This is a genomic window from Achromobacter sp. JD-1 (assembly GCF_038594925.1).
In the GTDB taxonomy this organism is placed as follows: Bacteria; Pseudomonadota; Gammaproteobacteria; order Burkholderiales; family Burkholderiaceae_B; genus Achromobacter; species Achromobacter spanius_C.
On sequence record NZ_JBCGCS010000005.1, the window covers coordinates 180,703 to 204,898 of the forward strand.

Below are 24,196 nucleotides of genomic sequence, written 5' to 3' on the forward strand. Positions count from 1 at the left end.
GTCCGAAATCCTAAGTGAAATGCCCGCCACGCAGCGCGGCGGCAACCTCGTCCAACACCGGGCCCCATGCGTGGGGCTCGGGTTGGCGAAACAGCCGCATGGACGGATACCAGGGCGTGTCGGCGCGGTGTTGCAGCCAGCGCCAGTCCGGCGCAAACGGCAGCATGACCCACACCGGGCAGCCCAGCGCGCCAGCCAGATGCGCCGGCGCGGAATCAACCGACACCAGCACGTCCAGCAGCGTGATCAAGGCGGCGGTGTCGTCGAAGTCCTGGATGCCATCGCTTGGAGACACCAGCGCCATGCCGGGCGGCGGCATGGCTGCCTGCGCCGCCGCCGGGCCTTTTTGCAGGCTGATGAAGGAGGCCTGCGCTTGAGCCAGTGGCGCCAGGTCGGCCAGGTTCAGGGAACGTTCCGCGTCGTTTGGATGACTGGGCCTGCCGGCCCACACCAGCCCCACCCAGGGCCGCGGCAAGGCCGCCAGGCGCTCGCGCCAGTGCGCCACGCGCAGCGGGTCGGCGCGCAGGTAGGCCGTGCGCACCGGCAGGTCGTTCAGGCGCAGGCCCAGCGCCAGCGGCAGGCTCATCAATTCGCAATGAAAGTCGAACGCGGGCGGCAGCGTGCCCGCCCGAATGATCTGATCATGGCCGCCACCGCGTTCGGCCAGCGCATGGCATTCCGTATTGACCTCCAACACCACCCGCGCCCCGCTGCGCTCTCGCGCCCAGGCCAGCAGCCGCAGAAACTGGAAGGTATCGCCATAGCCTTGTTCGTCATGGATCAGCAGGGTTTTGCCGGGAATGGCCTGCCCTTCCCAACGCGGCTTGTGCATCGGCCGGCCTAGCATCGTGGTATGCGGCATCTGGTAGCGAAAACGGTATTCGCGCCAGCCGGTGTCAAAGTCGCCTTGCTGCAGCGCGACCTCGGCCAGGTCGAAGCGCGCACCGGCATCGGCAGGCGTGGCTTGCACCAGGTTTTCAAGCAGCGCGCGGGCCTCGTCCAGCTTGCCCTGTTTGCGCAATGCCTGCGCCTGTCGTCGCGCCTGTGCCAGAGCTTGCGCCAACTCGGCTTGCGCGGGTGGGCCGGCACGGGTGCCTTCGGCCCCCATCGCCGCAGCGCGCGCAAGCTCGATCTGCCGCAGATTCTGGTGCGCTTGCGGCATCAAGGGGTCGATGTCGATGGCGCGGCGCGCCGTGGCCAAGGCCGCGTCATGTTGGCCATCATCGCTTAAGGCCACCGCCATGTTGCCGAGGGCTTGCGCGTAGTTCGGATTCAGCGCCAGCGCCCGGCCATAGTGCAGAAGCGCCTGCGCGTTGTCGCCCAGACGCTTGCAGGTATTGCCCAGATTGTTGTGCGCCTCGGGGCTGTCGGGCAGGATCGCGGCCACGCGCCGCAGGCAGTCCAGGCTGTCGACCAGTTGGCCAGCCTCTTGCAGGATGATGCCCAGGTTGTTCCAGCCCTGCGCCTCGTCAGGCGCCAACGCCACCGCGCGCCTTGCCGCGCTTTCCGCTTCGGCCAGCGCGCCCTGGCGGCGGCAGATTTCAGCCAGGTTGCCGTGATAGCTGGCGGGCGCAAGCGGCGACCGGCAGGCGACGCGCAGATGCTCGATCGCCACCTTCGGCAAGCCATAGGCGTGGGCCATCAAGCCCAACAGGTGCCGGGCATCGAGTTGGTCCGGCGCCACGTCCAATACCCGCAGACAGAGCTGCTCGGCTTCTGGCGCCTGGCCCGCGTTCCAGTGCGCATACGCCTGGCTCAACGCGGCGGAAACGGTCAATGGCGCAACAGAGGAAGGGGTTTGCTTGGCCAAGATGTCAGCGCCGCGGCGGCGCGCCCGAATCGGAAAAGCTTGATTATCCCCGCAGCGGCACCGAACGTTCGCCATCAGCCGCAGAGCCAGTCCCCGTGCGGCTCGCCGCTTGCGCAAGGGGGGATAAATCGATATCAGCAGGCAAAAACACCACTTTTTCAAGCAAATGCCAGAACGGCAAATACGGTATTAATGACGCGGAATTTTCCCGCCCACTGATAAGCCATTCCCGAAACCTCCTCTGCCCCCCTGATGCGGGCGTCGGACACACGCGCGTTTTTTTCTGACGCGTCGAGGAATGTCCGCCCCCCCTTGGAGGACCGCATTTTGAATCACATTTACCGGCTGGTATGGAATCGTAAATTGCGCGTCTGGCAGGCGGCGTCGGAACTGGCCACGCAATCGCGCGGCGGGCGCTCATCCGCGCAGGGCAATGTCGCGGCGCGCATGCCGCGTTACGCGGCCGGGCTGGCGCTGGCGTTTGGGCTGAGCGGCGTCAGCGCGGCGGTGCAGGCGGCCTGTTCGGTTGTCGACGTCACCGTCACGTGCACGGGCGCGGCCGATCCCGGCGCGCCCGGCTTTGCCAGCAATGCCAACCTGCTTGATGTGACCGTGGAGCTTGGCGCCACGGTCGGCGTTGACCCCACGACCGGCGGCACGGCCATGAGCCTGACCGGCAGCAATATCACCTTGAGCAATGCCGGCCGCATCGACGCCAATCTGCTTGGTGCATCGACGGGCGCCTCGTCTGGGCTGGTGGTGGGCAATGCGTCCGCAAGCACGATCCACATTTCGAACCTGGCGTCGGGCACGCTGGGCGGCGTGGTGGATTCGATAAGCCCGCTGCCCAGCCTGGCCGGTCTGGCGTTGGCCGTGCAGAACGGTACGGGCGGGGTCAGCCATCTGACAAATGCGGGCATCATCCAAAGCTCGCCCAGAGCCGGCATGTCGACGTCAAACGCGGACATGCCGGTGATCGCCGCATATGGCGGCGGCCGCGTGGACTTCGTCAATCAAGGCACGATCACGGGACGGATCGGTTTCCAGGCGACCGGCACGCCGGGCGTGGGCCACAGCTTTGTGAACGCGGGCACCATCCTGGGTGGCGTGTCGCTGGGGCAAGGCGGCAACAACACCTACACGGCAGTGTCGGGTTCGTACCTGGCGCGAGGCACCGGCCTTGCCATCGCAGACTGGTTCGTGGCCGACATACCGGGGCTGAGCTTTGCGCCGCCCGGCACGGTGGATGGCGGCACGGGCGCGGGCGACACGCTGGTGCTGCAAAACGTATTGCCCTCGGCCGGCGTCGGCGTCGGCACCGGCGGCGGCGTCATGTCCATATCGGGCAACACATACATCAACTTTGACGTCTTGCGGGTCAATAGCGGCTCGTGGAACCTGGACGGCGTGTTGCTGAACAGCAGCGGTGTCGCGGAACTGAATGGCGGCCAGGCCAACCTAGCCGACGGCAGTGTGTTGGGCACCGCCGAGATCCGGGCAAACGGCGGCGCCATCGCCCTGGCCATGGGCGGCCAGACGCTTGCCAACAACATCGTGCTGGGCGCCCAGGGCCTGCGCACGACGGGGGCAAACGATTTCACCCTGTCGGGCAACCTGTCCGGCTCGGGCGGCTTGACCAAGGAAGGCGCGGGCACGCTGACGCTGATCGGGACGAATTCCTATACCGGTGTGACGCTCATCAACGCGGGCACCTTGCAGGTTGGTGACGGCGCCGTGTCGGGCAGCATTGCCGGCAACGTGAATATCGCCAGCGGCGCCACACTGGCCTTTGACCGTAGCGACCGCGTGGTGTTCGGCGGTGCGGTGAGCGGCGCGGGCCAATTGCGCCACGCCGGCGCGGGCACGCTGGTGCTGACCGGCCAGAACACTTTTACGGGCAACACCCTGATCGACACGGGCACGCTGCAAGTGGGCGATGGCGGCACCATCGGGTCCATCACCGGCAACATCGCCAACCAGGGCAGCCTGGTCTTCAACCGTTCGGACGACCTCGTCTACGCGGGTGCGATATCCGGCGCGGGCGGCACAAGCAAACTGGGCGCGGGCGCACTGGTCCTGACCGGCGACAGCAGCGCCTACACCGGCATCACGCAGTTGTCGGCGGGCACCTTGCAAGTGGACGGAAAACTGGGCGGCAGCGTGCTGGCGGCAACGGGTACGACGTTGGCCGGCGCGGGCGGCTTGAACAGCGTCACCGTGGGTTCGGGTGCAACGCTGTCGCCGGGCAACGCGACCACGCAGCAGCGCCGCATGACGCTGTCGGGCGACCTGACTTTCCAACCCGGCTCCACGTACCGCGTCACCAGCACGGCCAACGGGCAGAACAGCAGCGTGCAGGTGGCCGGCACCGCCAACCTGGGTGGCTCGGTCGTGCAGGTGGGTGAAAACGGCAACTACGCGGCCTCCACCACCTACACCATCCTGTCCGCGAACAACGGCGTGCAAGGCCGCTTTGACACCGTCTCCAGCAACCTGGCGTTTCTGACGCCGTCGCTGTCCTACGACAGCAATCGGGTTGACCTGGTGGTGAACTTGAAGGACGTGCCCGCGGACGGTGGCGGCTCGCGCCCCATCGAATTCGCCGATGCGGCCGTCACCGGCAACCAGCGATCCGTGGCTGGCGCACTGCAAAGCCTGCCCACCAACAGCGCGCTTTACCGGCACATCCTGAACCTGCCCAACGGCGCGCCACCCGAAGCGTTCGATGCGCTGTCCGGCGAAGCCCACGCCAGCACGGTGTCGGTGCTGCAGAACGTAAGCGGCTCGTTCACGCAAATGCCGATGACGCGCCTGCACGCCAACCTTAACGCTGGCCAGGTTCCCGGCGCGCCCACCGCGCAACTGGGCATGGGCGACGCGGCCTCGTTGCCCCAGTCGGCCGCGCAACCCTTGTGGACCCAGGTCTTCGGCAAATGGACCACGCTGGCGGGCGACAGCAACAGCGCCAAGACGACCCAATCGGACGCCGGCGTCACCATCGGCGGCGACGTGGCCGTGGGCGGGGGCTGGCGCTTGGGTGGCGCGGTCGGCTACGCCAACAGCGACAGCCGCACCCGTGAACGCGCCTCAAGCGCCGAGACCGACAGCTACAGCATCGCGGTATACGGCGGCAAGGCGTTCGATGCGGGTCCGGGCAAGATCAACCTCAGCCTGGGCGCGGCCTACTCCTGGCACGATGTGGACACCCAACGCAGCACCGCCGCCGCCGGACTCGACCAGACCCTGAAAGCCAGCTACGGCGCCAGCACCAGCCAGTTCTTCACTGAACTCGGCTACGCCGCGCCCGTCAACGAGCACCTGACGCTGGAACCCTTCATCGCCGCCAACTACAGTGACCTGCGCACGCGCGGCTTTACGGAATCAGGTGGTGACGCGGCGCTGCGCGGCCAAAGCAGCCGCAACGACATCACCACCACCACGCTGGGGCTGCATGCGCTGACCACGTTCGACAGCGCGGGCGCACGCGGCTACGCGCGCGGCACGCTGGGCTGGCGCCACGCCTTTGGCGACCTGAACCCGGCCAGCGTGCTGGCTTTTGCGCAAGGGGGAGATTCGTTCACGGCAACCGGCACGCCGGTCGCGCGCGATGCGGTGGTGGTGGAACTGGGCGTGGGCATTGCCGTCAGCAAGCGCACCACGGTGGGCGTGAGCTACGGCGGGCAGTTCGGCGACGGCAACCGCCAGAACATCGGCACGCTGGACGTGCGCTACCGCTTCTGATCGACGTGCTAGGCGAGGTGCGGCGCGGGCGCCAGCCGGCGCACGGTTTGCAGTACCTCGGCCGGTTCGGCCGGCTTCTGCAGATACGCCGCATAACCTACACAGGCCGCGCCCACTTCGTGTTCGGGGCGGCCGCTCAGCACCAGCACGGGGGTGTCGCTCAGGTAGGCGTTTTCACGCATGGCGGTCAACAGCGCGCCGCCGTGCATGCCCGGCATGGAGAAATCGGTAATCACCAGGTCCGGGCGCACCGCCAGCATCTGTTGCAGCGCGGTCAGGCCGTCGGTGTGCGTCGTTACCTCGTACCCTTCGCCGCCAAGGAACTCGCTCAACATCTCGATCAGTACGGGCTGATCGTCGACAACAAGAATTTTCGTCATGGTGTTCAATGCCACATGGCGCGGCGTTGGTATGTTTGGTCGCCCGGGCCAGGTCGCCAGCGCCCTTTCAGGAAGGCGCAACGGCTGGGGGCAGAAAAGCACCTGCGTCGCTTCATGGACCTTGGGCGCTTTCAAGCGTACGCGGAAAGCGCAGGACGACGGGCGGTATAAGGCGGAATCCTAGGGCATGCGCGTCGTTCATGTTTGAAGGAATTGTATCGGGACGAAACGGCTCGGCGGGCGCGTCGACACCCCGTGCCAGCACATCAGGACACATCTATGGTTGGATCGCAGGTTCGAATCACCCTGTCGTTGATCGCCCCGACGCTGGTGCTGATCTTCGCCATTACCTTTATTGGCATTTGGTGCGTCTACCGGCGTCGCACCTACCTGTTGCATCTGGCGACCGGCTGCGCGCTGTTTGCCGCGGGCGCGGTGTCACAAATTCTGTATGTGCCGCGCGACTCGGGCGCCAACGCGCTGGTGTCGGGCCTGCTGTACACGGCGGCGGTCTGCGCGGCCACGCAAGGCATCTTGAAACGGGCAGGCCGAGCGCTGCCGTGGCGTGTCTATGCCATCTTCTGCGCGGCCATCATGGTGGCGCTTTGGTACTTCTTCTACGTCGACCGCAACTTGCTGGTGCGCGTGTATGTGCTGAACATCGGCTATGGCGGCTTGCTGTGCGTGGCCGCCCTGCGCATGCGGAAGGCGGCCACGGGCAGGCGGATCGACACCGCGCTGTTTGTCGTCCTGCTGGCGTTCGGCTTGCATTTTTTACCGCGCACCTTATTGAGCATCGGCGCGCACGCGCCCAGCGGGCCGCTGGCTTTCGCCGATTCCCCGTTCTGGCAGTGGCTGCAACTGTCGCTTGCCGTCTTCAGTGTGGGGCTGGCGATTACGCTGTTGCTGGCGATTGCCGCCGACACCATCGAAGAGGTGCGGCATGAAGGCGACAAAGACTGGTTGACCGGCTTGCTGAACCGACGCGGCTTCGAATCGCGCCTGCGGCCCCTTCAACAAGGCGGCCCAGACCCTGCCGCGCTGATCGTCTGCGACGTCGACCATTTCAAGCGCATCAATGACGTGTACGGCCATGGCGGCGGCGATACGGTGCTCAAGGAGGTGGCGCGCGTGCTGGGCCTGTCGGTACGCAAGCGCGACGTGCTGGGGCGGATAGGCGGAGAAGAGTTTGCCGTTTACCTGCCCGCCACCGACTTCCAGGAAGCCTGGCGCTGCGCCGAACGATTGCGCGCCGCCGTGGCCGACACCGTGCGCGCCCCCGACCAGGCCACGCCCGTCACCATGAGCCTGGGCGTGGCCGCCGCGAACGGCGCGGAAAACTGGGAATCGTTGTTCCGCCGCGCGGATGAAAAACTCTACGCCGCCAAGCGCGCGGGCCGCAATCAAGTGGCGGCTTGAGCGGCAAGCCCGCCCCTACCCCAGCGGCGCATCCCGAAACGAACGCTGGTGCGCCGTTCCGCCCGCGGCGCTCAGGTTATAGGCGGTATTGACCAGGCCGATGTGTGAAAACCCTTGCGGAAAATTGCCCACCAGCCGCTTGCGCACCACGTCGTATTCTTCCGCCAGCAGCCCCAGATCATTGCGCAGCGACAGCAGATGGTCGAACAGGCGATGCGCGTCATCCAGCCGGCCCTGCATGATGTAGGCATCGGCCAGCCAGAAGCTGCACGCCAAAAACGCACCTTCATCACCCGCCAGCCCATCGTCGCTGTGCTCCGTGGAATAGCGCAGCAACAAGCCATCGCGCAGCAACTCGCGTTCAATGGCCTGCACCGTACCCGTTACCCGCGGATCGTCCGCCGGCAGGAACCCCACTTGCGGAATCAGCAGCAGGCTGGCGTCCAACGCCGTGCCGCCGCAGTACTGCACGAAGGTGTTGCGCTGCGCGTCGTAGCCACGCGTGCAGATGTCGTGGCGGATCTCGTCGGCCAGCGCGCGCCAGCGGTCCACCGGCCCTTCCAGGCCGAAGCGCTCGCAGGACTTCACGGTGCGGTCCAGCGCCACCCAGCACATCAGCCGCGAATGCGTGAACGCGCGCGTCGGCCCCCGCATTTCCCAGATGCCGTGATCAGGTTGACGCCACAGCTCTTCCAACGGCGTGAGCAACACCTTCTGCATGCGCCACGCCTCGGCCAGCGGCGCCAGTTCCGCCACGCGGGCCGCGTGCAGCGTCTCGATCAATTCGCCATAAACGTCCAACTGCATCTGCCCCGCCGCGCCATTGCCCAGCCGTACCGGCCTGCTGCCCTCGTAACCCGGCAGCCAGGGAATATCGTGTTCCGGCAGCCAGCGTTCCCCCGCAATCCCGTACATGATCTGCAATTGGTTGGGGTGCCCCGCCGCCGCGCGCAACAGCCATTGCCGCCACGCCTCGGCCTCTTCGCGGTAGCCGGCGTTAAGCAGCGCATACAGCGTCAATGCAGAGTCGCGCAGCCAGCAATGCCGGTAGTCCCAGTTGCGGCTGCCGCCCAATTGCTCGGGCAGTGACGTGGTGGGCGCGGCGACAATGCCGCCCGTGGGCTGAAACGTCAGCAGCTTCAGCGTGATCAACGACCTGACGACCGCGTCACGCCGCTGCCCCGGCCCGTTTCCCCAATGGCAGCGCTTGGCCCATTCGTGCCACCACGCAATCGTGCGCTCCATGCTTTCCATGCGATCCGGCACAAAGTGCGGCGTCTTGTGCGATCGGTGGTACGACAAGGTGAACGGCACGGTTTCGCCTTGGCGCACCGTGAAGTCCGACACGGTTTTCATGTCGCGCCCTTGCAGCGGCACGGCCGTGTGCAGTTCGACGGCGTCCGGTCCGGCGATGGCGCTCAGCCCGTAATCGCGGCGCCGCACCCAGGGCACCGCCTGCCCGTAGTTAAAGCGCAGGGTCAGCGCCATGCGCATGTCCACCTGGCCGGACTCGCCTTGCACGATACGCACCACGTCCACGCGCTCTTCGTCGTCGCTAAGCGGCATGAAGTCGTAGACGCGCACCACCCCGCCAGGCGTTTCATGGCGCGTCTCCAGCACGGCGGTGTCGGGCAGATAGCGACGCGTGGTGGTGTGGTCGGCGCCATCGGGCGCAAGCAGCCAGCAGCCGTGGCTGTCGTTACCCAGCAGGGCGGCGAAGCACGCGGGGGAATCAAAATGCGGCAGGCACAGCCAATCTATCGAGCCGTCGCGCGCCACCAGCGCGGCCGACAACATATTGCCGATCAAGCCATAGTCTTCGATGGGTTTGGACATGGCTCAGCCCGCCCCGCGAAATTCGGGATACAGCGTCATGCCGCCGTCAACAAACAAGGTGGACCCCGTGACGTAATCGGAATCGTCGCTGGCCAACCAGGCCACCGCGCGCGCCACGTCCTCGGGTTCGCCAATGCGTCCATACGGAATCAGCTTGAGCAATTCCTTCATGCTGTCGGGCGTGTTCCAGGCGGGTGCATTGATGGGCGTGCGGATGGCGCCCGGCGCTACCGAGTTGACACGGATCTTCATCGGCGCCAGCTCTTGCGCCAGCGACTGCATCAGCAAGGACACACCGCCCTTGGACGCCGCGTAGTTCGACTGGAACGCCCACGGTATGACTTCATGGACCGAACTGATGAAGATGATTTTTCCGGCGGCTTCACCTGCCGGTGGCGGTGGCGTCCGATTCAAGAACATCCGCGCCGCCGCGCGGGCGCACAGAAACTGGCCGGTCAGGTTGGTGTCGATCACCTTCTGCCACTGCGCCAGCGTCATGTCCTGAATGGCGGCGGGCTGTTCAATGCCGGCGTTGTTGACCAGGATGTCCACCGTCTGAAAGTGGTCCGACGCCAGGCGGAACAAATTTTCGACGTCGTCTTCGCGGCTGATGTCGGCCGGGGCCGCAATGGCCTGCCCGCCCGCGCTGACAATCTCTTGCACCACCTCGGCCCCGCGCCGCGCGGAATCTTCATTTGGCCGGTGGTTGACCACCACCCGCGCCCCCGCCGCCCCCAGCGCCAGGGCAATGCCACGCCCGATGCCGGAATTCGCGCCCGTGACGATCGCCACGCGCCCAGACAGATCCACTGCATGCCGCATGTTGTTCTCCGCTGTCGAAGTTCAAGCGGCCAGCTTAGTCCCGGAGCGGCGTGCGGTTCAACCCACTTGTGCACAGCGTAGTGTCGGACGCTAGGCTTCCATCTGGGGATAGGCATCGAACGTTTCCTTCACCAGCTCCCGCAGCCACACAATGGCCGGGTCCTGATGAAAGCGCGGGTGCCAATGCTGGCGCAGCGCGAAGGATGGCAGCGGCAGCGGCGGCTCCAGCACCCTGACGGACCCATAGCCGGCAAAGACATTGCCCAGCTCTTGCGGCACGGTCGCGATCAAATCGGGATGCTGATCTATCAACAGGGGCACCACCAGAAAGTGTGGCGTCGACAAGTAGATGTGGCGCGTGATGCCCTGCTCTTCAATGGCGCTGTCATAGGCTTCCGACGAGCGGCCCGCCAGCGTCACCACAATCTGCGGCATGCGCTGAAATTGCTCCAGCGTCATCACATCGCCCACTTCGGTGTTCTTCACGCTGACCAGCGTCACGAACTTGTGCATGAACAACTGTTGCTGAAACAACCCGGAAGGCGCGGCGCGCAGCGACCCCAGCACCAGATCCACCTCGCCGGAAGCAAGCAGGGGTTCGATCTGCGGCAGCGGAACCTGGCGCGATCGCAGCGTGCAATGCGGCGCCAGCTTGCGCAGCCGTTTGATCAACGGCGGCAGGAACACCAGCTCGCCCATGTCCGTCATGCACAGCGTGAAGGCGCGCCGCGCCACGGCCGGATCGAACTGTGCTTGGGACAGCACCTGCGCCCGTATCGTGGCCATCAGGTCCAGCACCGTGGGCGCCAGGCTTTCGGCCTTGGGCGTGGGCAACATGCCCTGCCCCGTCTTCACAAAAAGCGGATCGTCAAAAAACACACGCAGGCGATTCACCGCATGGCTCATCGCGCTTTGCGACAGGTCCAGTTGTTCCGCCGCGCGCGTCACGCTGCGCTCGCGCAGCAAACTGTCAAAGACGGCCAGCAGATTCAAGTCCAGCTTGTCGTTATGCATGGCATGCATTTCCAGTATTCGAGCAATGACATTGACGCATATTCCGCGCCTGCCTATCTTGATGTCAAGCGCCGCGCAGATCGGCGTTCCCCAACGAGGAGACACACTTTGATATCCCATACACGCCTCATATCCGGGGCGCTGCTGTCTTGCGCCCTGCTCACCTGTCGCCCCGCCCTGGCTGATATCAGCGTGGGCGTCGTACTGTCGTTGACCGGGCCCGCCGCCTCATTGGGTGGCCCCGCCAAGAACGCCATCGACCTGCTGCCGCGCGAACTGGACGGCGAACCCATCCGCTACACCATCCTGGACGATGCGTCCGACACCACCCAGGCCGCGCGGGCTTTCCGGCGGCTGGTCGACGAACACAAGGTTGACGTCATCCTCGGCACCTCAGTCACGCCGTCTACCTTGGCGCTGGTGCCCATCGCGCTGGAAAAACAAGTGCCGCTGCTGAGTCTGGCCGCCAGCGTCAAGATCATCGAGCCGATGGATGCGCAACGGCGCTGGGTGTTCAAGGTGATCCAGAACGAAAATCTGATGGTCGCCACCACCCTTGCCCACATGCAGAAAAACGGGGTCAAGACGCTGGGCTACATCGGCTTTGCCGACGCCTATGGCGATAGCTGGCTGGCCGAGACGCGCAAGCAGGCCGAGCAGGCCGGCATCAAACTGGTCGCCACCGAACGCTATGTGAAGACCGACACCAGCGTGACCGCGCAAACCTTGAAGCTGTTGGGCGCGCGGCCGGATGCCGTCTTGGTGGCCGCGTCGGGCACGCCTGGCGCGCTGCCGCAAAAATCCCTGCGTGAACGCGGGTATCAAGGCGGCATCTACCAAACCTACGGCATCGCCAACCGCGAGTTCCTGCGCATTGCCGGCAAGGACGCCGAAGGCGCCTTGTTCGCCGTGGGGCCGGTGGTTGTGGCCAGCCAGTTGGACGCCGCCAACCCCATTCGCGCCGTGGCCATGGACCTGACCCAGCGCTACGAATCCACCTATGGCAAGGACTCCATGTCGGTATTCGCCGCCAACGCCTGGGACGCCAGCCTGGTACTGCAACGCGCGTTGAAGACGGCGCTGGGCACCGCAAAACCCGGCACGGCTGAATTCCGCTTGGCGTTGCGCGACGCGCTGGAAGGCACGCGCGACACCGTCACGTCGCAAGGCGTTTCCACGATGTCGCCCACCGATCACGTGGGGTACGACGCGCGCGCCGCCGTCATGGTGCAAATCAAGAATGGCGCTTGGCGCTACGTGCAATAGGAGTCACGCGATGTTCATCAAAAACACCTGGTATGTCGCCGCCTGGGACAAGGAAGTAAGCGCCGACGGGCTGTTCGCGCGCACCCTCATCGGCGTTCCCGTGCTTATGTATCGCAACCGCGCGGGCGAGGTCGTGGCGCTGGAAGACCGGTGCTGCCATCGCGGCGCGCCGCTATCCGTCGGGCGACGCGAAGGCGATTGCGTGCGCTGCATGTATCACGGCCTGAAATTCGACGCGACAGGCGCCTGTGTGGAAGCGCCCGCGCAAGCCCGCATTCCGCCGCAGGCGCGGGTACGGACCTTCCCGGTGGTCGAACAGCACCGGTGGATCTGGATCTGGATGGGTGACCCCGAGCGCGCGGACACCTCGCTGATTCCCGACACGCAATGGCTGGATCACCCTGACTGGCGCAGCCAGGACGGCTACATCCACTACGACGTCAACTACCTGCTGATTGCCGACAACCTGCTGGATTTCTCGCATCTGCCCTTCGTGCACCCCACTACCCTGGGCGGCGGCGAAGACTATGCCGCGGTGTCGCCCAAAGTGGAACGCCTGCAGGACGGCGTGCGCATCACGCGCTGGACGATCAACACCGAGGCGCCCGCCTTCGCCGCCAAGGTCAAGGATTGGCCCGGCCGCGTCGACCGTTGGAACATCTATAACTTCACCATTCCGGGCATCCTGGTCATGGACTCGGGCATGGCGCCCACGGGCACCGGCGCGCAGGAAGGCCACCGCGTCGACGCCGCCGAGTTTCGCGGTTGCCAGGCGCTGACCCCGGAGACCGAATCGTCCACGCACTATTTCTTTGCGCACCCGCACAACTTTGCCATCGACCGCCCCGAGGTCACCGCGTCCATCCACCAAAGCGTCGTCACCGCGTTCGACGAAGACCGGGACATCATCACCGCGCAGCAGCGGTCGCTGGCGCTGGCCCCCGACTTCAAGATGGTGCCGCTGTCGATCGACGCCGCCTTGTCGCAATTCCGTTGGGTGGTGTCCCGGCGCGTGGAAGAAGAGCGGCAAGCCGCGCCCGCCGTCATCCCCATCGCCACCGCCCAGGAAGTGGCCTGACATGCGGCCCCTGATCGTCAAGCACATCACGCGCGAGGCGCAAGGCGTTGTGAGCCTGCTGCTGCGTAACGAAGATGGCGCCAACCTGCCCGCCTATGAGGCCGGCGCGCATATTGATGTGGACGTGGGCAAGGGATTGATTCGCCAGTATTCGCTGTGCGGCGACCCCGCCCAGCGCGACCATTACCGCCTGGGCGTGGCCCTGGCGCCGGCGTCCCGGGGCGGTTCGCGCCATATCCACGACGCGCTGCGGGTGGGCGACACCCTGCGCGTGGGCGAGCCCCGCCAACGGTTCGGCCTGCACGCTCAGGCAGCGGCGCATGTATTCATTGCCGGCGGTATCGGCATCACTCCCTTCCTGGGCATGATCCTGGCGTGCGAGCGTCGCGGCGAACCCTGGACCTTGCTGTACTGCGCGCGCAGCCGACAGCACGCGGCCTTCCTGGAAGATCTGGCGCCATACCCGGATCAGGTGCACCTGCATATGGACGACGAGCAGGCCGGCGTGCGCTGTGATGTCGGCGCGTATCTGGAACGGGTTTCGCGCCCCGCGTCGCACGTCTATTGCTGCGGGCCGGCCTCCTTGATGGACGCAGTGGGTCGGGCCTGCGCTGAACGGCATGTGCCCGGGGCGCATTTTCATACCGAGAGATTTTCGGCGCCTGACCTGGCCGGTCGCGCCATGTCCACCGGCGCCACCAACACGGGCGAGCCAGCATCCCACGGTGTCGGTGCCTTCACAATTGTCCTGGCGCGATCAGGCGGCCAATACACCGTACCGGCCGACAAATCGGTGCTTGAAGTGCTGGAAGACGCCGGCATCGCGTGGCCGCATGCGTGCCGCGAAGGGCTATGCGGCAGTTGCGAAGCGGGGGTGCTGTCGGGTGCCGTCGACCATCGCGACTACGTCCTCAGTGATGCGCAACGCGAGGGCGGCGCCTGCATGATGATCTGCGTATCCCGGGCAAGCGGCGTTTTGGAACTGGATATCTAGAGGCAGGCGGACTGCGACAAAATCCTGTTGCGTATTGGTCGCGCCGCGCTACAGTAATGCACCCTCTTCCACCCCGATTTCGGAGCGCCAGCCATGGAATTCGTGATACCCAGTACCGCCGACTTGACGCTGTTCATCAGCGCCGCCCTGGTCTTGCTGGCCATTCCCGGCCCGGCGGTGCTCTACATCATTACCCAGTCGGTAGAACAAGGCCGCAAGGCGGGGCTGGTGTCGGACCTGGGCATCCACACGGCCACGCTGGTGCACGTGTTGGCGGCGGCGCTGGGCTTGTCCGCCCTGCTGGCATCTTCCGCACTGGCGTTCAGCATCGTGAAATACGCGGGCGCGGCATATTTGATCTGGCTTGGATTGAAAAAAATCCTGACGCGTCCCGCTCCCGCCACGTTGGATGCACCGACCAAGTCACGCCGCTATGGCCGCATGTTTCGCGACGGCTTCATCGTCAACCTGCTCAACCCCAAGACGGCCCTGTTCTTCCTGGCGTTCCTGCCGCAGTTCGTGGACGTCAGCCGTGGGCACGTGGCCTCGCAGGTGGTGTTTTTGGGACTGGTGTTTGTCTTGCTGGGCCTGCTCAGCGACGCTTGCTATGCCATGGCAGCCAGCGCGGCGGGCCGCTGGCTGCGCCGCAGCCGCGCCTACCTGCACTTTGAACGTTATGTAGGCGGCGCGATGCTGATTGGCCTGGGCATCACGGCGGCACTGGCGGGCAACAACGGCAAGAAGTAATCGAGACTGCGGACGACGCTAGCTCTCGCGGATCAGCGTCGTCGAAAACTCGTAGCGGCCGGCTGGATGGTGCGAGCAGGACACTTCGACAATATGGCCGGCCTGGTCCTTGTAATGCCGCAGGATGAACAGGCCTGGCGATTCCGACGCCACGTCCAGTTCACGCGCCACGGCCGCAGGCAGCGCGCAGGCGGATATCGTCTGCTCGACGGACGCGATGCGCCTGCCGTAATGCTCTTCGATCAGTTCCGACACCAGGCGGTCGGGATGTTCCCGCGCCAGCTTGCGCACGCCCTTGTAGTGCGCGTCCACGTACAGTTCGGTCCACACGACCGGCGGCTGCCCTTCGGCACCGCGCGTGGATGAGAACTTCAACCACCGAGTGCCCGGCCCCACCCCCAGCCGCACGGCCAGTTCCACATCCACCACCACTTCCTGAATCTGCCGGATGCTGCGCGGCGTGCGCGCGGCCAGTTGCACCAGGTCTTCCAGCGAACGCAGCGACTGGCTGAAACCGGCCTTGGAGCGGGCGGCAATGACCTCCGTGCCGCTGCCCCGACGACGCGCGATCAGGCCCAGGTCCTGCAACTGGCGCAGGGCGGCGCGGACGGTATGGCGGCTGGCCTCGAACTCTTCGGCCAGGGCGTTCTCGGCGGGCAATACCGTGCCCACGGGATAGACCTCGGCCGCGATGCGTCGCGCCAATTCTTCCGAGATACGGGTGTACAGCGTGATGGACATGGCAAGGGGCGAAATGACGACACCCCGCATTCTATCTGCTGCCCCGGCGCCACCCGGCTCTACGGGTAATCCCCGGCGTTGACGTTCCCTTTTGCGCCTGCTTAAATGTACGTACAACTTTTATAGAGCGTACATTTATGCCGGTTTCCGTCCTTGAATCCACCCTGTTCAAAAACATGTTCGGCACCGCCGCGATGCGCGCGGTGTTTGACGACGCCGCCACCGTGCGGCGTTATGTAGAAACGGAAGTGGCGCTGGCCCGCGTGCAAGGCAGGCTGGGCATCATCCCCGTGTCGGCCGCCGATGCCATCGAAGCGCGCGCCGACGCCGCCGCCCTGGACATGGACGAACTTCGCGCCGAAACCGAGATCGTCGGCTACCCCATCCTGCCGCTGGTACACCAGTTGTCGCGCCAGTGCGGCGCGGAGGGCGAATACCTGCATTGGGGCGCGACCACGCAAGACATCATGGACACCGCCACCGTGCTTCAGGTGCGCGATGCCCTGACAATCATCGACGACGATCTGGCGGCACTGGACGGCATTCTGGATGCGCTGGCGTTGCGGTATCGCGATACGCCGATGGCCGGCCGTACCCACTTGCAGCATGCGCTGCCGATCACCTTCGGCTACAAAGCCGCCGTGTGGCTGCTGATGGTGCGCCGCCATCGCGAGCGGCTGGCGCAACTGCGGCCGCGCGTGCTGATCGGCCAGTTTGGCGGCGCGGCAGGCACGCTGGCCTCGCTGGGCGAACAGGGTTTGGCGGTGCATGCGGCATTGATGCAGGAACTGGGCTTGGGCGCCACCCCCATCACCTGGCACGTGGCCCGCGACGGCTTGGCCGAGACCGTGCAATTTCTTGCCCTGGTCGCCGGCTCGCTCGGCAAGATCGCCGTGGACATCATGCTGATGATGACGAACGAACTGGGCGAAGCCTTCGAGCCGTTCGTGAAGGGTCGCGGCGCGTCCAGCACCATGCCTCAAAAGCGCAATCCGATCTCGTGCGAACTGATGTGGAGCGCGTCCAAGACGGTGCGCCAGCATGCCGGCCTGGCGCTGGACGCCATGCTGCAAGACTTTGAACGCGCCACGGGACCGTGGCACATCGAGTGGTCCGCCGTACCGGAAGCCTTTGTGCTGACCGCGGGCGCGCTGCATCAGGCGCGCTTCATGCTGGGCGGGCTGGAAGTGGACACGGCCCGCATGGCAAGCAACCTGGACCTGTCCGGCGGACTGATCGTGGCCGAAGCCGTGATGATGGGCCTGGCCCCGCACATCGGCCGCCAGACCGCGCACGACATCGTGTATGACGCCTGCCGCATCGCCGCCACCACGCGCGGCCGCCTGGCCGATGTGCTGAAAAAAGATGCGCGGGTCACCCAGCGCCTGGCCGACGACGCCATCGAACACCTGTGCGACCCCGCTAATTATCTGGGGGCTGCCCCCAAGATGGTGGACCAGGTGCTGGCCCACCCCTACACCGGGCCAGCCTGAAAGGCAGCCTTTTCTGATTCATAAAAAGACAGCAGCACAACGGAGACAAGTCATGAAGAACTGGATGGCGGCATTGACCGTCGCGGGCGCGTTCGCCTTGCCGATGGGCGCGCAAGCGCAAGACAACTACCCTTCCCGGGCCATTACCTGGATCGTTCCCTTTGCGGCGGGCGGCCCCACCGACGCCATGGCGCGCAACGTGGCGAACCGCGTTGCGCAAGAACTGAAGCAGACCATCCTGGTTGAGAACGTGGGCGGTGCGGGCGGCACCATCGGCGCGGCCAAGGCCGCCAAATCCGCGCCCGACGGCTACACCTTCCTGGTAGGCCATATCGGCTACATGGCGGCGGCGCCGTCCCTCTACGCCCGTTTGCAATACGACCCGGTAAAAGACTTCCAGGCCGTATTCCGCTTTCCCGACACGCCGCTGGTGCTGCTGGTGGGAGAATCGTCGCCCTATAAATCCGTGTCGGACCTGATCGCTTACGGCAAGCAGCATCCCGGCAAGCTCAACTTCAGCAATGCGGGCGTGGGGTCTACGTCGCACCTGGTGGCGGCCATGTTCACCAGCCAGGCCGGCATCACCGTCACCCCTATCGCTTACAAGGGCGCGGGGCCGGCGCTCAACGACCTGATGGGCAATCAAGTGGATGCCATGTTCGACCAGACCAATACGGCGTTGCCGCAGACGCAGGGCGGCAAGGTTCGGGCGCTGGGCCTGACCTCCGCTGAGCGCATGCCGCAGTTTCCGAACGTGCCCACCATGGCGGAAAAAGCGATACCGAACTTCCAGGTGTCCACGTGGTACGGCTTGTATGCGCCCAAGGGCACGCCCGACAAGGTGGTCCAAACGATGTACCAAGCCTGGCAGAAGGCGCTGGCCGACACCACGTTCACCGGAAAGATGGTGGAACAAGGCATCAAGCTGCTGCCTGCCGATCAGTACGCGCCCGCCGCCTTCCAGCAGTTCACCGCCGACGAAGGAAAACGCTGGGCGCAGGTGATCAAGCAAGCCGGCATCACCTTGCAGTAAGGATGAGCCATCATGCGCGTCGTCGCTGCCACGGATATTGAATCGAGTATTGCCGACGCGTTGCAGGCCATCAGCCACACGCATCCGGCGGACTTCGTGCAAGCCCTGAAGGCGGCGCACACGGTCGAAAGCAAGGCGGCGGCCCGCCATGCGCTGCTGCAACTGCTGATCAACAGCAAGCTCAGCGCGCAAGCCCGCCGACCCGTCTGCCAGGACACGGGCGTGGTGCACATCTACGTCAGCATGGGGATGGATGTACGCATCCAGCATGACGGCCCGGGCCCCACGCCCAGCCTGCAAACCATCGTCAACCGAGGCGTCGCCCGCGCCTACGGTTGCGCCACCAACCCACTGCGCGCGTCGATGATTCAAGACCCGCTCGGCGCACGCCGCAACACCCGCGACAACACGCCCGCTGTCCTGCAAGTCGACCTGGTCGAGGGCGAGGAACTACGCTTGACCGTCGTCGCCAAGGGCGGCGGCGGGGATGCCAAGACGCGCTACGCGATGCTCAACCCCAGCGACTCCGTTGCGGATTGGGTGGTGTCGCAATTGCCGGGCATGGGTGCGGGCTGGTGTCCGCCCGGGGTGCTCGGCCTGGGCATCGGCGGCACGCCTGAACAGGCGGTTGCCCTGGCCAAGCGCGCCTTGTTTGCGCCCATCGACATGGCGCAATTGCTGGCGCGCGGCGCCGGCAAGCCCGAGACCGGCAAACCCGACGCCCTTACGCCCGAAGAACAGCTACGCATCGAGGTCTACCAACGGGTCAACGCGCTGGGCATCGGCGCGCAGGGCCTGGGCGGCGACACCACGGTGCTAGACGTGAAGGTCGCCACCGCGCCCTCGCACGCCGCGTTGTTGCCGGTGGCGCTGGTACCCAACTGCGCCGCCACGCGCTTTGTGTCCTTCGACATGCCCGCTGCCGGACCCGCGCGGTTCCCGCCGCCCGACCCAGCAACCTGGGACGGCATCCCGGACGCGCTGCCCACGCAGGAAGGCAGACGGGTAAACCTGGACACCCTCACACAAGCCGAAGTCGCCACCTGGGCGGCCGGTGAAACGCTGTTGCTGTCGGGCAAGCTGTTGACGGGGCGCGACGCCGCCCACAAACGCATGGCCGACCTGCTGAACCAGGGCGCCCCCTTGCCGGTGCCGCTGCGCGGTCGCGCGCTGTACTACGTGGGGCCGGTTGACGCCGTGGCCGGCGAAGCCGTGGGGCCGGCCGGGCCGACCACCGCCACACGCATGGACAAGTTCATGCCGCAACTGCTGGCGGACACCGGACTGCTGGTGACGATAGGCAAAGCGGAACGAGGCCAGGTAGCCATCGACGCCATCAAACAGCATGGCGCCGCATACTTGAGCGCGGTCGGTGGCGCCGCCTATCTGGTGGCGCGGTCCATCACGTCGTCCCGCGTGGTGGCGTTCGCGGACTTGGGCATGGAGGCCATCCACGAATTCGACGTGCGCGACATGCCGGTCACGGTTGCGGTGGATGCCTTGGGCCGAACCACGCATGCGGTCATCCACATTGAGGTGCAGCGGTAAACACTTTGTGGCAGCATGCCGATCCATGCAGCCGGAGCAGGCAGCCGAAGCAGGCAAGCCGCACGGCTCGCGCCCCATCACCACGGAGTGTCACTCGTATGAAACTGAAGGCCTTGACCCTGGGTATTCTGATTGCCGGCGCAGGCGCTACACAGGCGGCGACGGTAAAGGAAGTCTTCAACGGCGCCATGTTGGGCACGGATCAGCGTTACTTTGAGTCGATCGCCGGCGTGCCCCGCGAATCCTCCGGCAAGGACCACGTTTTCGTGGTGCAGAACTGCCAGATCACGGCGACCATCGGCAACGGCAAAGTGTCCGCGCTGCGCATGGAATTGGCCAAGGGTTGCGAGGCCGACCTGCGCAGCTTCATCGGCGAAGATGCGCCCCGCGCCGGGCAGACGATCACCCCTGGCGTATTTGGCCGGGGCCAGCGCTACACGGCCGACTGCCTGACGCAGTGCGGCAACGCGGCGGACCCGTCGGCCTTCGCGCTGTGGACGGCGCCGCGCTCGTCGGGCGGCATGGAAGTCTTGATGGAAATGGTGCTGGCCGGCGACAAGGCACTGGACGCCGCCGACCAATGGGAAGCCCAGATGAAAAAGGCCGTGGGCGAGGACTACGTGCTGAACACCAAGTTCAACTGCGAAACCCGCTTCGACGACGCTGCGGCGGCCGCGTTCAAGGACGTGCCGGTCAACGCCATCACGATCGGCTACGGCTTGCCGACACAACGCTGCCAATAGCGCGCAGCCCATACCGCGCTGCCAAAAAAGTGGTCTGGTGGCACCCCAAAATGTGGCCTGAATAGACCAGCCACCCTCACCCTACACTTTCCGCTTCGCGTCCCGGCCGGCAATCTTTTGGATGCCGGCCGGGTGCCTTTCAAAGTGTGGAGTGATTTCATGAACCCATCGCCGGCCGGCCTGCGCGCCGCCGACTTTTTCTCGCCGACCGTCGCGGCGCTTATTTCCGTGCTGGTGAATTACGGCGGCACGTTCGTGCTGGTGTTCCAGGCGGCCGAACTGGCTGGGTTGACGCCGGGGCAGACCGCTTCGTGGGTATGGGCGGTTTCCGTGGGGGTGGGCGTCACGGGTGCGTGGCTCAGCTTTCGCTACAAGGAACCGATCATCACGGCCTGGTCCACGCCGGGCGTGGCGTTCCTGGCCACGGTGATGCCGTTCACGCCGTATGGCGAAGTCATCGGCGCCTACATCGTTTCCGCGCTGGGCTTCGTGGTGCTGGGGATGTCAGGCGCCTTTGAAAAGCTGGTCCGCCTGATTCCGGGCGGCATCGCGGCGGGGCTGTTGGCGGGCATTCTGCTTCAGTTCGGGGTCAATGCCTTTGGCGGCGCCAGCGTCGACCCGCTGCTGGTGATCGTGCTGGTGATTGCGTACGCGCTGCTAAAGCGGTTCACGTCACGCTTCGCCGTGGTCGGCATACTGGTGATCGGGCTGGCGATGCTGATCCTGCAAGGCCGCATCGACTTTTCCGCCGTCCACCTGAGCCTGGCCACGCCGGTATTCGAGATGCCCCGGTTTTCGCTCAATGCCTTGCTGGGGGTGGCGCTGCCCTTGTTCATCATTACGCTGACGGGTCAATACATGCCCGGCATGCTGGTGCTGCGCAACGACGGCTTCAAGACCAGCGCCAACCCGATTCTGGTGACCACGGGGCTGGGCTCGTTGCTGATGGCTCCGTTTGGCGCGCACGCCTTCAATGTGGCCGCAATCACCGCCGCCATCTGCACGGGTCGCGACGCGCATGAAGATCCGCGCAAACGCTACATCGCGGGCCTGGCGTGCGGCGTGTTTTACATCCTGGTGGGCACGTTCGGCGTCACGCTGGCCACGCTGTTCATGGTGCTGCCCAAGGCGTTCATCACCACGCTGGCCGGGCTTGCTTTGCTGGGGGCCATCGGCGGCAGCCTGGCCAATGCCATGGCCGACGCCCGCACCCGCGAGACCGCGCTCATCACCTTCCTGGCTACCGCCGCGAACGTGACCATGCTGGGCGTAGGCGGTGCGTTCTGGGGGCTGGTGGCCGGCCTGACCGCGCATCTGTTGATCCATGGCGGGCACCGCACGCTGGTCGGCAGCACGGCAAAGCCCTAGGCGCGGCGGGCGGTCAAGACGTTTCGCAATCGCAGCACCGAAGCCTCAATCTCGTGCTCCGCCAGCGACGCATACCCCAACAGCCATCCTTCCAGACGCTCCGCGCCCGCATACAGGCGGCTGATGCCCGGCAGCACCAGGCCGGCGTCGGCCGCTTGCCGGATGGTCTTGGCTTCGGACCATCCCGGCTGCAACAAGCACGGCACCTGTAGTCCGCCCGGCGGCTTCACCGCGGTGGCGATGCCCGCCAGATGCCGGCCAATCGCCTCCAGCATGCATGCCCGGCGCGCCGCATACAGCTTGCGCATCGCGCGCACATGCGCGTTGTAGTGGCCGTCTTCCATGAAGCGCGCCAGCGTCAGTTGCTGTACCTGCGGCGTGTGGCCGTCCATGATGCTGCGCGCACGCGCGAAGGCGCTGACCAACTCGCGCGGCAACGCCATGTATCCCATCCGCAGTCCGGGAAACAGCGTCTTGCTGAAGGTGCCCAGATACAAGGTCCGTTCAAACGGGTCCACCCCCTGCACGCAGGCCGTGGGTACGCCGTCGTAGTGGAATTCGCTGTCGTAGTCGTCTTCGATGATCCACCTGCCGTGGTCATGGGCCCAGTGCGTCAGCATCAGCCGGCGTTCCAGCGACAAGGTGGCGCCCGTGGGATATTGATGCGACGGCGTCACGTAAACGCAACGAGCGCCGCTTTGGTCCTGGCGCAGCAGGTCCATGCGGATGCCTTGGGCGTCCACGTCGATCGGCACAACTCGGGCTTGCGCGGCTTCGAACGCCTTGCGGGCGCCGAAGTAGCCGGGGTTCTCCATCAGGATGGGGCCGTCCGCGTCCACCAGCAATTGCGCGCACAGGTACAGCGCCTGCCGGGTGCTGCTCAACACCAGGATCTGGTCCGCCGACACCCTGGCGCCGCGCTCCAGGTTCAGATAAGCGGCAATCGCGCGGCGCAGTGGTTCCGCGCCTTGCGGGTCGCCATGCAGCAACGCGCTGGCGCGGTGGTCCTTCACGACCTGGCGCTGCAAACGCTCCCAGACATCAGTGGGAAACGTGCGCGTTTCGGGCAGGCCGGTGGCAAACGCCTTGACGGCCTGGTAGTCCGCCACGCCGCCGCTGTCATGGATTCTCTTGCCGCGCTGGCTCAGGCCGGATCCAGCCAGTGCTGCCGGAGTCTGCGCGCCGGCAACGCGACGCGGCGGCATGCGCCGGCCCGCCGCGCCTTGCAGCACCGCGCCCACCGTGTCGGATACGTAGCTGCCCGAGCCTTCGCGCCGGACGATGTAGCCATCACGGTGTAGCTGCACATAGGCGTTCTCGACGGTGTCGCGCGCCACCCCCAGGGACAGCGCCAGCCCGCGCGTGGCGGGCAGCTTCACGCCCGCGCCCAAGGCCCCGTCCAGGATCAACGCGCGTAAGGCCCGCTGGATGCGCTGGTGCAGGTCCAGACGCTGAAACTCGGCGTCGCCCATCCGCATCTTGAGCGTGTCGAGCTCAAACGTTTTTACCGTAGGGTGCGGTCTCGTTGCCATGCCTGGGTGCCAATCGGGGAAAAGGCGTCAACTTTACCCCGCCGCCGGCCATCGGATCATGGCGCAGCGTACTTCCCGCCCTACCGCCCAGCCGGAATCAATCAGGGCGTTACCTGATAACCGCGCTGCTGCATGCAGCTGGCATAGGCGGAAGACGCCTGGCTCGCGTCTTGCCTGTCGTCGCGGCGGTCCTGGCGCTGGCGCGAGCCGCCCACGACCGCGCCGGCCACTGCCGCGTCCTTGGCCTGGTTCTGTCGGTATTCCTGCTTGACGTCGTCGTCCATCCGGTCGTAGGCCTCTTCATGTTGCCGGCCGCGCGCGCCGGCCACCGCCGCGCCCGCCGCCGCGCCTGTCGCGGCGCCCCGGGCACGGCCGCCCGACGGCGTGCTGTCCGCGCTGCTGGTGCCGCCGGCCTGCGCCTGGCACGCGGCGATGTCCTGCTGCATGAGCTCGGCAGACTGCCCTTTCAATGGCGTGACGGTTTGTGCCGTGGCGCTGAAGGCCAGCGTCGAGAGCAGAAAGGCAGCGCAGGGAATGATGGATTTTTTCATTGAAATCTCCACACTTGCGGTGAATAACCCTGGAGTTTTCAATGTAGCCCCGCCTACCGCGCGGGTGCGGGTAGCGGGAT

Annotated in this window: 19 protein-coding genes; 11 read left to right on the plus strand and 8 right to left on the minus strand. The window is 65.8% G+C overall.

All coding sequences use genetic code 11. The features are described from left to right. Positions 1-10 precede the first annotated feature (10 nt). Positions 11-1,810: a tetratricopeptide repeat protein gene (locus WBR68_RS10535; RefSeq protein WP_230694130.1), complete on the minus strand. Its 1,800-nt coding sequence runs from the start codon at positions 1,808-1,810 to the stop codon at positions 11-13. A gap of 327 nt (positions 1,811-2,137) precedes the next feature. Here WBR68_RS10535 and WBR68_RS10540 point away from each other — a divergent pair, with 327 nt between their 5' ends. Then, positions 2,138-5,551, plus strand: coding sequence for an autotransporter domain-containing protein (locus WBR68_RS10540; protein WP_230694131.1), 3,414 nt, complete (start codon positions 2,138-2,140; stop codon positions 5,549-5,551). A gap of 8 nt (positions 5,552-5,559) precedes the next feature. On the opposite strand, the gene WBR68_RS10545 is transcribed toward WBR68_RS10540, so the two are convergent. Continuing rightward, positions 5,560-5,931 carry a response regulator gene (locus WBR68_RS10545; protein ID WP_230694132.1) on the minus strand — a complete coding sequence of 124 codons (372 nt, stop codon included), beginning with the start codon at positions 5,929-5,931 and terminating at the stop codon, positions 5,560-5,562. A gap of 279 nt (positions 5,932-6,210) precedes the next feature. On the opposite strand from WBR68_RS10545, the gene WBR68_RS10550 reads away from it, so the two are divergent. Continuing rightward, positions 6,211-7,350 carry a GGDEF domain-containing protein gene (locus WBR68_RS10550; RefSeq protein ID WP_050445453.1) on the plus strand — a complete coding sequence of 380 codons (1,140 nt, stop codon included), beginning with the start codon at positions 6,211-6,213 and terminating at the stop codon, positions 7,348-7,350. Between the two features lie 15 nt (positions 7,351-7,365). Here the strand turns inward: WBR68_RS10550 and WBR68_RS10555 are convergent, their stop codons facing one another. The 3 genes from WBR68_RS10555 to WBR68_RS10565 form a co-directional block, all read right to left on the minus strand. Beyond that, positions 7,366-9,186, minus strand: a complete 1,821-nt coding sequence (locus WBR68_RS10555; protein ID WP_230694133.1) for a glycoside hydrolase family 15 protein — start codon at positions 9,184-9,186, stop codon at positions 7,366-7,368. Between the two features lie 3 nt (positions 9,187-9,189). Continuing rightward, positions 9,190-10,008, minus strand: coding sequence for a glucose 1-dehydrogenase (locus WBR68_RS10560; protein ID WP_127185645.1), 819 nt, complete (start codon positions 10,006-10,008; stop codon positions 9,190-9,192). Positions 10,009-10,098: 90 nt separating this feature from the next. Continuing rightward, positions 10,099-11,022 carry a LysR family transcriptional regulator gene (locus WBR68_RS10565; RefSeq protein WP_198158129.1) on the minus strand — a complete coding sequence of 308 codons (924 nt, stop codon included), beginning with the start codon at positions 11,020-11,022 and terminating at the stop codon, positions 10,099-10,101. A gap of 108 nt (positions 11,023-11,130) precedes the next feature. Here WBR68_RS10565 and WBR68_RS10570 point away from each other — a divergent pair, with 108 nt between their 5' ends. The 4 genes from WBR68_RS10570 to WBR68_RS10585 all read left to right on the plus strand — a co-directional run bounded on the left by WBR68_RS10570 (position 11,131) and on the right by WBR68_RS10585 (position 15,107). Further along, positions 11,131-12,288 (plus strand): ABC transporter substrate-binding protein, encoded by a 1,158-nt coding sequence (locus WBR68_RS10570; protein WP_230694134.1) that lies wholly within the window; start codon positions 11,131-11,133, stop codon positions 12,286-12,288. Positions 12,289-12,298: 10 nt separating this feature from the next. Further along, entirely contained in the window at positions 12,299-13,366 is a 1,068-nt protein-coding gene (locus WBR68_RS10575) for an aromatic ring-hydroxylating dioxygenase subunit alpha (RefSeq protein ID WP_127185648.1), read from the plus strand. 1 nt (position 13,367) lies between these two features. Further along, positions 13,368-14,360, plus strand: a complete 993-nt coding sequence (locus WBR68_RS10580) for a PDR/VanB family oxidoreductase (RefSeq protein WP_230694135.1) — start codon at positions 13,368-13,370, stop codon at positions 14,358-14,360. A gap of 93 nt (positions 14,361-14,453) precedes the next feature. Beyond that, positions 14,454-15,107 carry a LysE family translocator gene (locus WBR68_RS10585; protein ID WP_050445460.1) on the plus strand — a complete coding sequence of 218 codons (654 nt, stop codon included), beginning with the start codon at positions 14,454-14,456 and terminating at the stop codon, positions 15,105-15,107. Between the two features lie 18 nt (positions 15,108-15,125). Here WBR68_RS10585 and WBR68_RS10590 read toward each other — a convergent pair whose 3' ends face one another. After that, positions 15,126-15,878, minus strand: a complete 753-nt coding sequence (locus tag WBR68_RS10590; RefSeq protein WP_230694136.1) for a GntR family transcriptional regulator — start codon at positions 15,876-15,878, stop codon at positions 15,126-15,128. Positions 15,879-15,985: 107 nt separating this feature from the next. Between WBR68_RS10590 and WBR68_RS10595 the strand changes: the two genes are divergently transcribed. The 5 genes from WBR68_RS10595 (at position 15,986) to WBR68_RS10615 (ending at position 22,033) form a co-directional block, all read left to right on the plus strand. Further along, positions 15,986-17,341, plus strand: coding sequence for a class-II fumarase/aspartase family protein (locus tag WBR68_RS10595; protein WP_127185650.1), 1,356 nt, complete (start codon positions 15,986-15,988; stop codon positions 17,339-17,341). A 52-nt stretch (positions 17,342-17,393) separates the two neighbouring features. Then, complete coding sequence (locus WBR68_RS10600; protein WP_127185651.1) at positions 17,394-18,374, plus strand: Bug family tripartite tricarboxylate transporter substrate binding protein; 981 nt, start codon at positions 17,394-17,396, stop codon at positions 18,372-18,374. A 12-nt stretch (positions 18,375-18,386) separates the two neighbouring features. Further along, positions 18,387-19,922: a fumarate hydratase gene (locus tag WBR68_RS10605; protein WP_127185652.1), complete on the plus strand. Its 1,536-nt coding sequence runs from the start codon at positions 18,387-18,389 to the stop codon at positions 19,920-19,922. Between the two features lie 98 nt (positions 19,923-20,020). Further along, on the plus strand, positions 20,021-20,665 hold the full coding sequence (locus WBR68_RS10610) for a hypothetical protein (RefSeq protein ID WP_230694137.1): 645 nt from the start codon (positions 20,021-20,023) through the stop codon (positions 20,663-20,665). A 159-nt stretch (positions 20,666-20,824) separates the two neighbouring features. Further along, entirely contained in the window at positions 20,825-22,033 is a 1,209-nt protein-coding gene (locus WBR68_RS10615) for a benzoate/H(+) symporter BenE family transporter (protein WP_230694138.1), read from the plus strand. Here WBR68_RS10615 and pdxR read toward each other — a convergent pair. Further along, the gene (gene pdxR / locus WBR68_RS10620; RefSeq protein WP_127185655.1) at positions 22,030-23,565 is read right to left on the minus strand and encodes a MocR-like pyridoxine biosynthesis transcription factor PdxR; all 1,536 of its coding nucleotides are present in this window, start codon (positions 23,563-23,565) and stop codon (positions 22,030-22,032) included. The two genes, WBR68_RS10615 and pdxR, sit on opposite strands and share 4 nt — an antisense overlap. 101 nt (positions 23,566-23,666) lie before the next feature. After that, complete coding sequence (locus WBR68_RS10625) at positions 23,667-24,116, minus strand: YMGG-like glycine zipper-containing protein (protein ID WP_127185656.1); 450 nt, start codon at positions 24,114-24,116, stop codon at positions 23,667-23,669. Positions 24,117-24,196 lie beyond the last annotated feature (80 nt).

What these genes read in the sequence shown, in the direction of transcription:
- WBR68_RS10590 (WP_230694136.1), bottom strand. Translation starts at nt 15,878, where the DNA reads ATGCGGGGTGTCGTCATTTCGCCCCTTGCCATGTCCATCACGCTGTAC.
- WBR68_RS10575 (WP_127185648.1), top strand. Translation starts at nt 12,299, where the DNA reads ATGTTCATCAAAAACACCTGGTATGTCGCCGCCTGGGACAAGGAAGTA.
- WBR68_RS10605 (WP_127185652.1), top strand. Translation starts at nt 18,387, where the DNA reads ATGCGCGTCGTCGCTGCCACGGATATTGAATCGAGTATTGCCGACGCG.
- WBR68_RS10600 (WP_127185651.1), top strand. Translation starts at nt 17,394, where the DNA reads ATGAAGAACTGGATGGCGGCATTGACCGTCGCGGGCGCGTTCGCCTTG.
- WBR68_RS10595 (WP_127185650.1), top strand. Translation starts at nt 15,986, where the DNA reads ATGCCGGTTTCCGTCCTTGAATCCACCCTGTTCAAAAACATGTTCGGC.
- WBR68_RS10615 (WP_230694138.1), top strand. Translation starts at nt 20,825, where the DNA reads ATGAACCCATCGCCGGCCGGCCTGCGCGCCGCCGACTTTTTCTCGCCG.
- WBR68_RS10565 (WP_198158129.1), bottom strand. Translation starts at nt 11,022, where the DNA reads ATGCATAACGACAAGCTGGACTTGAATCTGCTGGCCGTCTTTGACAGT.
- WBR68_RS10625 (WP_127185656.1), bottom strand. Translation starts at nt 24,116, where the DNA reads ATGAAAAAATCCATCATTCCCTGCGCTGCCTTTCTGCTCTCGACGCTG.
- WBR68_RS10580 (WP_230694135.1), top strand. Translation starts at nt 13,368, where the DNA reads ATGCGGCCCCTGATCGTCAAGCACATCACGCGCGAGGCGCAAGGCGTT.
- WBR68_RS10555 (WP_230694133.1), bottom strand. Translation starts at nt 9,186, where the DNA reads ATGTCCAAACCCATCGAAGACTATGGCTTGATCGGCAATATGTTGTCG.
- WBR68_RS10585 (WP_050445460.1), top strand. Translation starts at nt 14,454, where the DNA reads ATGGAATTCGTGATACCCAGTACCGCCGACTTGACGCTGTTCATCAGC.
- WBR68_RS10610 (WP_230694137.1), top strand. Translation starts at nt 20,021, where the DNA reads ATGAAACTGAAGGCCTTGACCCTGGGTATTCTGATTGCCGGCGCAGGC.
- WBR68_RS10545 (WP_230694132.1), bottom strand. Translation starts at nt 5,931, where the DNA reads ATGACGAAAATTCTTGTTGTCGACGATCAGCCCGTACTGATCGAGATG.
- WBR68_RS10550 (WP_050445453.1), top strand. Translation starts at nt 6,211, where the DNA reads ATGGTTGGATCGCAGGTTCGAATCACCCTGTCGTTGATCGCCCCGACG.
- WBR68_RS10560 (WP_127185645.1), bottom strand. Translation starts at nt 10,008, where the DNA reads ATGCGGCATGCAGTGGATCTGTCTGGGCGCGTGGCGATCGTCACGGGC.
- pdxR (WP_127185655.1), bottom strand. Translation starts at nt 23,565, where the DNA reads ATGGCAACGAGACCGCACCCTACGGTAAAAACGTTTGAGCTCGACACG.